General features: G+C 68.9%; 9 protein-coding genes. 5 read left to right on the top strand and 4 right to left on the bottom strand.

Annotated features, from left to right (window positions below; translation table 11 throughout):
- Positions 1 to 4: 4 nt before the first annotated feature.
- Positions 5 to 2,104 carry a methyl-accepting chemotaxis protein gene (locus HV824_RS03400; RefSeq protein ID WP_255207725.1) on the bottom strand — a complete coding sequence of 700 codons (2,100 nt, stop codon included), beginning with the start codon at positions 2,102 to 2,104 and terminating at the stop codon, positions 5 to 7.
- A 315-nt stretch (positions 2,105 to 2,419) separates the two neighbouring features.
- On the opposite strand from HV824_RS03400, the gene HV824_RS03395 reads away from it, so the two are divergent.
- Positions 2,420 to 3,289, top strand: coding sequence for a 2-oxo acid dehydrogenase subunit E2 (locus HV824_RS03395; protein ID WP_176415450.1), 870 nt, complete (start codon positions 2,420 to 2,422; stop codon positions 3,287 to 3,289).
- Positions 3,290 to 3,311: 22 nt separating this feature from the next.
- Here HV824_RS03395 and HV824_RS03390 read toward each other — a convergent pair whose 3' ends face one another.
- The 3 genes from HV824_RS03390 to HV824_RS03380 are packed head-to-tail and all read right to left on the bottom strand — an operon-like array spanning position 3,312 to position 6,246.
- Positions 3,312 to 4,361 (bottom strand): SUMF1/EgtB/PvdO family nonheme iron enzyme, encoded by a 1,050-nt coding sequence (locus HV824_RS03390; RefSeq protein ID WP_176422639.1) that lies wholly within the window; start codon positions 4,359 to 4,361, stop codon positions 3,312 to 3,314.
- On the bottom strand, positions 4,352 to 5,653 hold the full coding sequence (locus tag HV824_RS03385) for a radical SAM protein (protein ID WP_176415452.1): 1,302 nt from the start codon (positions 5,651 to 5,653) through the stop codon (positions 4,352 to 4,354). The genes HV824_RS03390 and HV824_RS03385 overlap by 10 nt, the downstream gene beginning before the upstream one ends.
- Positions 5,650 to 6,246: a hypothetical protein gene (locus HV824_RS03380; RefSeq protein ID WP_217917050.1), complete on the bottom strand. Its 597-nt coding sequence runs from the start codon at positions 6,244 to 6,246 to the stop codon at positions 5,650 to 5,652. Before HV824_RS03380 ends, HV824_RS03385 begins: the two co-directional genes overlap by 4 nt.
- Before the next feature lie 188 nt (positions 6,247 to 6,434).
- On the opposite strand from HV824_RS03380, the gene HV824_RS03375 reads away from it, so the two are divergent.
- The 4 genes from HV824_RS03375 to HV824_RS03360 all read left to right on the top strand — a co-directional run bounded on the left by HV824_RS03375 (position 6,435) and on the right by HV824_RS03360 (position 11,424).
- Complete coding sequence (locus tag HV824_RS03375) at positions 6,435 to 8,498, top strand: alpha-amylase family glycosyl hydrolase (RefSeq protein WP_176415453.1); 2,064 nt, start codon at positions 6,435 to 6,437, stop codon at positions 8,496 to 8,498.
- On the top strand, positions 8,498 to 8,989 hold the full coding sequence (locus tag HV824_RS03370) for a GFA family protein (protein WP_176415454.1): 492 nt from the start codon (positions 8,498 to 8,500) through the stop codon (positions 8,987 to 8,989). The genes HV824_RS03375 and HV824_RS03370 overlap by 1 nt, the downstream gene beginning before the upstream one ends.
- A 69-nt stretch (positions 8,990 to 9,058) precedes the next feature.
- Positions 9,059 to 9,778: a Gfo/Idh/MocA family protein gene (locus HV824_RS03365; protein ID WP_368738013.1), complete on the top strand. Its 720-nt coding sequence runs from the start codon at positions 9,059 to 9,061 to the stop codon at positions 9,776 to 9,778.
- A gap of 134 nt (positions 9,779 to 9,912) precedes the next feature.
- Complete coding sequence (locus HV824_RS03360; protein WP_176415455.1) at positions 9,913 to 11,424, top strand: SDR family oxidoreductase; 1,512 nt, start codon at positions 9,913 to 9,915, stop codon at positions 11,422 to 11,424.
- The last annotated feature ends 5 nt before the right edge of the window (positions 11,425 to 11,429 follow it).

Genomic DNA, 11,429 nt, shown 5'->3' with positions numbered 1-11,429 from the left:
GGAATCAGCGCGCCTGCGCCTGTGCCGCGGGCACGGAGAGGCCCTCCGCCTTGAGCGTCTGGCTGGCCATGCCGGACATGCTCTCCGCGAGCGACTGCACGGAGCGGGTGGCCTCCTGCGTCTCCTGCACCGTCTTCAGCGTGCGCTGCATCTGCCCGGACAGCTCCTGGATGGCCTGGGCCATCTGGTGGGTGCCCGCGTCCTGCGCGCTGACGGCGGCGGTGATCTGCCTCACGCTGGAGCTGGTGTCGCCGATGATGTCGGCCAGCTGCTGGAACTGCGCGCTGGAGGTCCGCACGGCGTCGAGGCTCAGCCGCACGCGCTCATCGCCCTTCTCACTGGAGCGGGCCGCCTCACGCATGCTGTTGCTGACGCCGTCGAGCACCTCGCGGATGCGGTGCGTGGCCTGGATGGACTGGTCCGCCAGGCCGCGCATCTCCCGGGCCACCACGCCGAAGCCACGGCCGCTCTCGCCGCTGCGCGCCGCCTCGATGGCGGCGTTGATGGCCAGCATGTTGGACTGGTCCGCCAGGTCCTTCACGGAGTCCACGATGCCGGAGACCTCGCGGGTGCGCTCGTCGAGCGCGAAGATGCGCCGGGCCATGTCGGAGACCTCGGTGCGGATGGCCGCCAGGTCCGAAAGCGTGCGCTCCAGGGCGGCCGTTCCCTCGCGGCCCACCTGTTCGGCGCTCTCCGCGGAGGCCGCGAGCGCGCTGGCCTTCTCCGCCGTCATCTGCGAGCTGCGGCGGATCTCCTTCACCGTCTGCTCCGCCTCCTGGAGCGCCACGGCCTGACGGCTGACGCCCTCGGTCTGCTCGTCGCTGGACGAGCGGAGCTGCTGCACCACCGTGGCGAGCTCGCCGGCGCCGTTGCCCATGCGCTCGGCCAGGTTGCGCACCTCCTGCGCGCGCGCCTCCAGTTGGTGGGTGTGCGCCTCGAGCGTGCGCACCACCATGATGGAGCGGCGGGTGACGATGCCCAGCAGCGACAGCGTCAACGCGACGTAGCCCCAGTGCGTGACGTTGCCCAGCGACCAGCCCACCAGGCCGATGACGGGGAGGATGGTGAGGACAATGGAGATGACGAGCCCCGCGAAGCCGCCGACGAAGAAGCGCGCGTCCGGGTTGCCCATCCACGCCTGGGTGATGGCCACCGAGAGCACCACCAACAGCACCACCATCGCCATGGGGAGGTAGGGCACGAGGATGCGCTGCCCGATGCCCAGGTCCAGGAGCGTCGCCAGGGCGCACAGGCCCGCCACGGGCGAGAACACCATGGCCGCCTTCTGGAACCAGCCGCGCCGGTTGTCGAGCAGCGCGTCCGAGACGAACTCCATCAGACCGGCGACGAGCAGGAAGATGCCCACCGTGGTGCCCAGCGTCGCGCCAGCGGACGAACCCCACAGCGCCGTGGGCATGCCGCTCAGGCCCAGGAGGATCATGCCGCCGCTGGCCGCGGAGACCGCCAGGCCCGCCAGCATCCGCCGCCGCCAGTGGAGCGCGAAGGCGCCACCCGCGCCGAGCGCCACCGCCATCAGCAGGCAGCAGATGACGAAGGGCGCCTGGCCCTGGCGCGTCACGTAGACCAGCAGGTCATACCGCGAGCCCACCTGCGCGGCCTGGGCCACGCCGATGTTGGGATTGCTGGACTGGATGCGCAGCAGCACGCGCGTGCCCGGTATGTCGCGCGGCAGGGGCACGATGTGCCAGGACAGGTTCTCTCCAATCTCGTAGCTGTCCGGCCGGATCTTGCCGCTCGTGTAGATGTGCCGGCCGTTCGCGTACACCTCGAACGCGTGGGTGACCTCGCCCAGGTACAGCGCGGGCTCCGTCCAGCCGCCATCGGGGATGGGGATGCTGAGCCACATGAACTTGTGGTCGCCGCGTCCCTCCGGCGCCACGAGCGCGGGGGTGGTCCGCCATTCCTTTGAATCCCCCGTTTCCTTCGCCCACAGGGGCGTGCCATCGGAGCCCACGGGGGAGTCACCCCACCGGAAGCGCCACCCGTCGAGCACGTTGACAGGGGGGCCCGCCTCGGCCGCGTGGGCCGAGGACGTGAGGGCAAACATCAGCAAGAGGGCGGAACAGAAGCGGAAGCCAGCCATGGAGGGCGTATGGTCTTCCGCCTAGGCACTGAATGTAAATGGGTCTTCCCGACCTCTCGCGAGAATCGATTGACGTTGCTTGGAATTGACGTCCGCAGAGAGCGTGTCATGCAATGAATGCCGTGAATTTTATACTTCCAGTGAATTCTTCGGTCCGGCAGGTCGTGGATGAAGCGACCGACTGGCAGGGTTGTTCCTGGAAAGCCGGGGTTTGAACAGCGACCCGGTGCGTCATGTTGAGTCCGAGGCGGGCAGGGGCGTTGGCCGGGGGGCCCGCCCTTCCCTTGAGGTGGGCCATGCGGCGACACTGGGGCCATGGCGCATCTGGAGTTGATCCCCAAACGGGACCTGTCGAGCTTTCGCAAGCTTGCGATTGGAAGTTGGAAGACGGCGTACGACCCCACCGTGTACGGGACGCTGACGGTCCGCATGGACAAGGCGATGGCGTACATCGAGGCCTTCCGCCAGCGGACGGGCGTGCGGCTCACGGTGACGCACCTGGTGGCCAAGGCCATGGGAGAGGCGCTGCGCCGCTGCCCGGACGCGAACGCCATCCTCCGCTTCAACCGCATCTACCTGCGCCAGCGCGTGACGCTGTCCACGCTCGTCGTCCAGACGGACGGCGGCAAGGTGGACCTCACGTCGGCCCGCATCGAGGACGCGGACAAGAAGAACCTGAAGGAGATCGCCAACGACCTGGAGGAGGCGGTGCGCCGCGTCCGCGAGCGCCGGGACGTGGCCCTGGAGAAGGGCAAGGGCACCATCCAGAAGATTCCCTACCTGTTCCTCAACACCTTCACCTGGCTCTTGTCCTTCTTCATGTACACGCTGAACCTGGACATGAGCCGGTTCGGCATGCCGAAGGACGCCTTCGGGTCCGCCATCATCACCAACGTGGGCTCGCTGGGGCTGGACACGGCCTACGTCCCGCTGGCGCCGTACACGCGCGTGCCCATCTTCGTCGCGCCCGGCGCGGTGAAGGAGGTGCCGGTGGTGGAGGACGGCAAGGTGGTGCCGGGCAAGGTGATGAACATCAACGCCACGTTCGACCACCGCTTCATCGACGGGTTCCACGCGGGCGTGCTCGCCAACACGCTCCGGGAGATGCTGGAGAACCCGTTCGAGAGCTTCGACGCGCTTGCGGAGCCCGCTGATGCGGCTCCGGTCGCCGCCGCCGTGGGGTAGGGCGGCTCACGGGCCGCTCGCGTCACCTCCGCGAAGGAACCCGGACCAGGCGGAAGCCGATGTTGGGCGCCGCCCCGGTGGCGCTCGCGGAGCGGAAGCTGACGCGCAGGGCGTCCGCGCAGTCCGCCCACGAGCCGCCGCGCAGGACGTGGATGCGCTCGGGGATGTCCTCCCCCAGCACGCACAGGGGGGACGTCTTCGGCGAGCGCCGGTAGGAGTCGGCGTCGTAGTGGTCCTGGCACCACTGGCTCACGCCGCCCGCCATGCCGAAGAGGCCGTAGTCGTTGGGCGGGAAGGCGCGCATGGGGCGCAGCGAGAAGTCGTTGAAGCGGTCGAAGTCCGCGCGGCTCGCGTCCGGAGGTTCGTTCCCCCAAGGGTACGCGGCGCCCCGGAAGCAGCCCCGCGCCGCGCGCTCCCATTCGGCTTCGGTGGGCAGGCGATAGGTGACGGAAGGCGTGCTCAAGCGTCGCGCGAAGCCTTCCGCGAGCGAAGGGGCGACCGCGACCATGGGCTTCTGGTCATAGCGCAAGGGGCCCTCGCCCGCGCGCTCTGGCGTGCCGAACAAGTCCTGTGACGTCTTGACGACGCCGTCACCCGCTCTCCACCGAGTGTGGATGTCGTGGGCGTGCCAGTCACTGGCCTGCAGGGTGTCGTTCTCGCAGTACTGCAAACGAATCTTCGAGTCGTTGAAGTACTCGAAGCCGTCGGCGAATCCGCCGAGCTGTTCGTCCGTGGGGAGCTCGGGCGGTTCGGGCCAGTCCAGGACGCGGGCGAAGGCGCTCCAGGACAGCGGCGTGTCACTCATCCAGAACGCGGACAACGTCACCGCGTGGGCCGGGCGCTCGTCCGGATCGCCGTCGTCGCTGCCCATGATGAACGTGCCTGCGGGGACATAGCGGAACACGAAGCCGTTCTCGATGACGGTGAGCTGCTCCAACACGTCCTGGAGCAGGGGCAGGACGTCCTCTCGCGCCTGCCAGGCGACCGCATCCAGCGTCGCGGCGGCGCCTTCCAGGTCTCCACTGGCGCGCTGGGCCCGAGCTTTCCCCAGCGCGGCCTGGATTACCGACATGCGCCCCCCTGTCCCCGCGCCGCGCCGAGCACGGGCAGTGGGTCTGACTTCTGGCCAGGGCCCTGAACCTGGGCCTGCCAGGGGTCCTCCGCGAACGCGGAGCCATTGTAGAACTGCGCACGCGCGCGGCAGCCTCCGGTGAAGCGGTCTCCCGCCTGCTTCGCGCGGAGGCGCTGGAAGGCCTGACCGTCACGCCAGATGTCCTCGAACGGTCGCGTCCGGATGTTGCCGGACTCGAAGGCCCGGCCCAGGAAGCTGCATGGATTCACGTTGCCCTGGACGGAGACGGAGGCCACCGTGTTCGCCGCGCCGCAGCCCGGGCCCTCCGTCACCACGCCGCGCAGCTCCTCCCTCGCTGAAGGACTGAAGGGGTCGAGCGCGAAGAGGTCCGAGTCTGCTTCGACGCGCTCCAGCCGCGTGAGCGCGTCCACGTAGCCGTCGAACGTGGGCATCAGCTCCGGGTGCCGGGTAGCGGTGCCGACGGGGTACAGCGGGCGGAAGACGGCGGTATGCGCGCCCACCCGCCGGGCCAACGCGACGCAGGCCTCGACTTCCGCCACGTTGTCGCGCGTCAGCGTGAAGGCGAGGGTGAAGCGCGCATGCTGGCCGAGCAGCGCGAGCTTCTCCATCACCCGGTCGAAGACGCCAGCCCCACGCACGGCATCGTTCGTCCCCGCCTGGGCGCCTTCCAGCGACACGTTCAGCCACACCAGCTCGCGCCTGCCGAGCTCACGCGCCCACCGTTCGTCGATGAGGAGCGCGTTCGTGGTGATGCAGGGGTGGAGCCCATGGCCCGTCGCCGCGTCGAGGATGTCCAGCAGGTCCTTGCGCATCAGCGGCTCGCCGCCGGTGAGTCCCAGCCGGAAGCTGCCCAGTCCAGCGAGCTGCGCGAAGAGCGCGTCCATCTCCTTCACGGAGAGCGGGGACTGGTTGCGCGGCAGCTCCCCCGCGAAGCAGTGCGTGCACGTGAGGTTGCACGCGCCAATGACCTCCAGGTGGACGGCGAGCGGGCCCAGCAGGTGGTCGGGAGGGGGCGTCCGGTCGATGCGGGCCGCCGCGAGCCGGCCATCCAACCGCAGGTAGCCCTTCGTCGACAGATGCTGGACGAGCCCGATGACGGCGTCCCGGTCGTCATCTTCCGCATCGCCGATGACGTCGTCCGCGGTGTGCTCGGTGAGGCGGGTGAGCACGGCCGCCGCGGGTGCGTCGAAGGGCATGTAGCGAGAAGAGCGCCGGTCGAAGAGGAGGGCGCCGAAGTGCTGCGGAATGAGCACCAGGGAAGGGCGGCTCATTTGAAGCCCTCATCGTCCACGTGGAAGGACCACCGCACCCAGGCCTTCGTGGCGCTCGAAACCAGGCCCAGGCCCGTGGCGTCACCTTGCAGCATCTGCCACCGCCAGCGCTCGTTCGAATTCGGTTCGGGAACGGGCCGTTCCACCAACGGCGCGAACCCCGCGTCGGCGAAGTCTGGAAGGCGCCAGCCCTCGGGCGGTGGCCGTGTCGTGGCCGTCCAGCGGCCATCCGGCGCGGAGGCCAGCTCCGTGCGAACCGCGCTGGCGATCTCCGGGTTCAGCCGGGCCCGCATCAGGACGAAGCCCGCGTCGCCGGGACGATTCACTTCGAAAGACAGGACGTGCGCACCCGCGGTGACGTTCATCCGTTGCTCCACCAGGGGATTCCCATCGAGGAACAGGCCGTCCGGGACGCCTTTCACGTAGGAGGACAGCGTCAGGCCGATGGACGCGCCGGGCCTTCGCCAGCGAAGCACCACGCCGCCACAGCCCGCGGGCACCTCGCAATGGCTGTGGACCTCCAGCGCGAGCTGGCTCGACGTCTTGCGGTAGCGCGCCAGTGCATTGAGACGGAAGTCGTCCGAGTCCGACATACCGGCGTTCTACCGCGCGCCCTGCACCTCCGCGAGCCACGCCAGATCCGGGGATTCAAAGCATCCCTGGAAACTATCGGGTCAAATGTCGGACATCAGCGGAAAATTGCGCCGGGTGGACGCAACCTCGCCTCAGGCCAGCCGATACTCGGGGAGCCCCCACTCCTCGCACGAACAACGGCCGAGCCATGACCTCCCGGATCCATCAACCGAGCCGTCCCGCCACCGCCAGGTCCTCCGACTCCCAGCGCGCCGCTGAGCCGCGCGCGAAGGAGCGTCCAGGGGCGGCCACCCCCGTCGCTCCCCCGCGCGCCCCGGTGAAGGACTTCTTCGACGACGCCCGTCAGACGCGCAACGCGGAAGCCCAGCGGCACACCGCCACGTTGGCGGGCAGCCGCGGGACGGGCGCGCAGTCGCTGCCACACACCCCTGGGGCGCTGTTGCCAGAGCCCCTGCGGATGAGCGCCACCGCGGTGCCCACGCAGCCCTCCAGCCGCCCTGGCATGGGCGCCATTCCCTACGACGGCGGCACCCTGTTCCGCGTGTGGGCGCCCAACGCCCAGCGCATGCAGGTGGCGGGTGAGTTCAGCAACTGGCAGGCGGTGGAGCTGCAGCGTGAGCCGAGCGGCAACTTCTCGCTCGACGTTCCCGGCGCCAAGGCGGGAGATCAGTACCAGTTCGTCATCCAGGGCAAGCACGGTGACTGGCGCTGGAAGGGTGACCCGCGCGCCAATGACGTCACCAACTCCACCGGCAACTCCATCGTCGTCGACCACAACGCGTACCAGTGGAAGCACGACCACGACTTCCGGATGCCGCCCTGGAACGAGGCGGTCATCTACGAGATGCACGTGGGCACCTTCAACGACGAGCCCGGTTGGGGCCCCGGCAACTGGCAGAGCGCCATCGACAAGCTGGACCACCTCACGGACCTGGGCATCAACGTCATCAAGATGATGCCGACGGCCGAGTTCGCGGCGGACTTCAGCTGGGGCTACAACCCGGCCTATCCCAACGCGCCGGAGAGCGCCTACGGCACGCCGGACGACCTCAAGCGCTTCATTGACGAGGCCCACAAGCGCGGCATCGGCGTGGTCATGGACGTCGTCTACAACCACCTGGGCCCCAGCGACCTGCCGCACTGGGACTTCGACGGTGAGACGTACGGCAAGGGCGGCAGCTACTTCTACACGGACTGGCGCGCCAAGACGCCGTGGGGGGACACCCGGCCCGACTACGGCCGCCATGAGGTCCGCGACTACCTGCGCGACAACGCGATGATGTGGTTGCGCGAGTACCACATGGACGGCCTGCGCGTGGACGCCACCAAGGAAATCCGGATGGCGAGCGGCGTGGACAACCCCGAGGGGTGGCAGCTGCTGCGCGACATCAACGAGGCCGTCAACCGCGAGTTCCCCCAGAAGATCGTCATCGCCGAGGACCTGGGCGCCGACGGAGCCCTCACGCACCCGGACGGGGCGAACTTCGACAGCCAGTGGGACGCCAACTTCGTCCACCCGATGCGTGAAGCGCTGACGGCGTTCTCCGACAGCGACCGGGACATGAACGCCGTCGCTGACGCCATCCGCTTCAAGTACAACGGCAGCGCCCTCCAGCGCGTCATCTACACGGAGAGCCACGACGAGGTGGCCAACGGCAAGCAGCGCCTGCCCAGCGAAGTGGGGGGCTGGGACGCGGGGGGCTACCACGCCAAGAAGCGCTCCATCATCGGCGCCGCGCTCACCATGACGAGCCCCGGCATCCCGATGATCTTCCAGGGCCAGGAGTTCCTGGAGGACGGCCACTTCCAGGACGCGGATCCGCTCGACTGGAAGAAGAAGGAGACCTTCGCCGGCATCAACCAGGCGTACACGGACCTCATCAAGCTGCGGCGCAACTGGAACGACAACACCTCCGGCCTGCGCGGTGAGAACGTCAACGTCCACCACGTGAACAACAACGACAAGGTCGTCGCCTTCCACCGCTGGGACAAGGGCGGCGCGGGCGACGACACCATCGTCGTGGTGAACATGGGCGGCAAGCACCTGTCCAACTACGACCTGGGCCTGCCCGCCGACGGCACCTGGAAGGTGCGCTTCAACAGCGACTGGCAGGGCTACTCTGGTGACTTCGGAAACGCCCAGAGCTTCGACGTGGGCGGCCGGTGGAACGGCAAGGACGGCATGCCGGCCAGCGGCACCCTGAATAACCTGGGGCCCTATAGCGTGCTCATCCTCTCCAAGGACAAGTGATGAAACTCGAAGGCTCCTGCCACTGTCGCGGCGTGCGGTTCAGCGTGGAGACGCATCACCCGTCTCCCTTCATGCGGTGCTACTGCTCCGTGTGCCGCAAGACGCAAGGGGGCGGGGGCTTCGCCATCAACCTGTCGGGGGACGCGAGCTCGCTCAAGGTGCGTGGTCGGCAGCACCTCAAGGTGTACCGGGCGCGCATCCAGAATCCGGAGGACGCGAAGGCGCACAAGAGCAAGGGGCAGCGCCACTTCTGTGGCCGCTGCGGCTCCGCGCTGTGGCTGTATGACCCGACGTGGCCGGAGCTGATTCACCCGTTCGCGTCGGCCATCGACACGCCGCTCCCGGAGGCGCCCGAGCAGGTCCACATCATGCTCGAGTTCAAGCCGGACTGGGTGCCCGTCCAGGCGGGCAAGAAGGACAAGAAGTTCCAGCGCTATCCGAAGGAGTCCATCGCGGAGTGGCATCAGCGCCACGACGCGGAAGTGGACTGAGGCGGTCCGACGGGCCACTTGCTGTCCGGACGGGCGGCGCGGCGTCGCCCGGAGCGTGGGTTGTGGCGGGTGCCCCGGGGGCCCAGCGTGTCTCTCACACGCGGAGGCGACCAATGGCCCAACACCCGGCATCGCGCCTTCACCGAGCGAGCCGCCCGCGCGGGGGTGCACGTCCTCCGCGAGAAGCCCATGGCGACCTCAGTGGAGGACTGCGAGGCGATGATTCGCATCGCGGACGAGCGTCACGTCAAGCTGATGATCGCCTACCGGCTCCACTTCGATGATGTCGGCGCTACTGACGAGGAGCAGGACCCTCGCTTCAAGGGCGTGGATGCCACGGCCTTCGCGCTGATGCGCTTCTCCCAGGGCCGCATCGCGCAGTTCGGAATCGGCCACGCCGCGTCGGCGGTCTCCAGCTACCGCGTGGTGGGGGAGAAGGGCGATCTGCTCGTCGAGTCCGCGTTCGGCTACGAGAAGGAGCGCAAGCACGTCCTCACGTTGGAGGGCAAGACAGAGGAGCGCGTCTTCGCGACGCACGACCAGTTCGCGCCGGAGCTGCTCTACTTCTCGAAGTGCGTGCTGGAGGACCAGGAGCCCGGGCCGTCCGGCCGCGAAGGGCTCGCGGACGTGCGCGTCATCACCGCGATGCTGGAGTCCGCGAGGACGGGGCGCCCGGTGAAGCTGGAGGCCTTCCCGATGAAGCGACGTCCGTCCCTGGACCAGCTCATCGTCCGCCCCGCGGCCAGTCCGCCAGCGCCGGTGAACGCGCCCGCGCCAGCGCAAGGATGAACTTGCGTCCCCTGGAAATATTTCCCGCGTGCGCGCTTCTGCGTGCGCTGGATGTGCGGGGACATCCGCCTCCGCAAGTCGTGTCAGACCCCTGATGCATTCATTGCCGCGAACCGGGAAACCAGGGGACGGCCATGACAACCTACGCAGCTCATCAGGGTACCCACGCGGTCGAGCACGTTCTGGAGCGGATTCGCCGTTGTGCCGCGGACGTCACGCGGTACCCCGTGGATATCTTGACGGCGGACGCACAGCTCGAGGATGAGCTCGGCGTTGATTCCGTCAAGCTGGCGGAGATCGCGGCCGTGGTCGGGCGCGAGTTCAACATTCCGCCGGAGCGGCTGCCACGGGGCGCGCAGGCGCGGACGTTGGGCGCGATGGCGGACGTGGTGGCGCGGTTGCTCGCGGACGCGCGGCCTGCCGCTGTCGCGACGCCCCCACCGGCGCCTGTCGTGGCTCCCGTGTCCCTGGTGGCGTCAGCGGGCCCGCCAGAGGCGGACCTGGAGGCGCGGGTCCGTGCCGTCTTCGCTCGGGTGACGCGCTATCCGGAAGCGCTCTTGGCGCCGGAGGCGGACCTGGAGGACGAGCTGGGCATCGACTCGGTCAAGCAGGCCGAGGTGATGGCCGTGCTCATCAAGGAGCTGGGCCTGACCGATGCTCCGCAGCCTTCCCAGCGGCTGCGGACGATTTCCGCTATCTGCGACATGGCGCGTGCGCGGCTGGCGGTCGTGGCGCCGGTGGCCGTGCCCCCCGTGCGCGAGGACCGAGCGCCGCGTCAGTCGCCGCCGCCAGCCGTGCTGCCCTTCGCGGGGAAGGTCGCGTTCGTCACCGGCTCCGGGAAAGGGATTGGCAAGGTCATCGCGGCCCGCCTGGCCAGCGCGGGCGCGACGGTGGTGGTGAACTCGTTCCATTCCCGTGACGAGGGCGAGCGGACGGTTCAGGAGATTATTGACGCGGGGGGGAGGGCGTTCCACGCGTGGGGGTCGGTGGCGCAGGAGGAGCACCTGGACCGGATGTTCGCCAGCATCGAGGCGCAGTTCGGTGGGTTGGATTTCCTGGTGTGCAACGCGTCCAACGGCCTCATCGGACCGTTTGACCGGATTGCCCCGCGCGACTGGGACAAGGCGTTCCGTACGTGCATCACGGGGACCTATGAGTGCGCCATGCGCGCGCGGCCCCTGATGGCTCGGCGTGGAGGCGGCGGCATCGTGACGATGTCCACCTCCATGTCCCAGCGGTACATGCACGACCTGGGCTGTCAGGGCGTGGTGAAGGCCGGGGTGGAGTCGTTGACGCGCTACCTGGCCGCGGAGCTGGCGCCGGATGGCATCCGGACCAACTGCGTGTCCGCGGGACCGGTGCATGGAGAGCTGCTGCGCATGTTCCCCGACGCGGCGAGCCGGGTCACGCGCTGGGAGGCGGCCACGCCAGGCGGGGAGCTCTGCACCGCCGAGGATGTCGCCGACGTCACCGAGCTCCTCCTGGGGCCCAGGACGCGCCGGGTGAACGGCGCCATCTGGGTGGTGGATGCGGGGCTCTCCGGCACGGTGGACGGCCTGCTGCCGGACGCACGGCGTCCCGTGGCGCAGCGCTTGGCTCACCCCCATGACCACGACGTGCGAGCGCTCCTCGCGCTCGACTCCTGAACCCT

It is taken from the genome of Myxococcus sp. AM009 (assembly GCF_013372605.1).
GTDB classification, from domain to species: Bacteria; Myxococcota; Myxococcia; order Myxococcales; family Myxococcaceae; genus Myxococcus; species Myxococcus vastator.
Note: the sequence above shows the minus strand (reverse complement) of the source record. Positions and strands in the feature narration are given on the sequence as shown.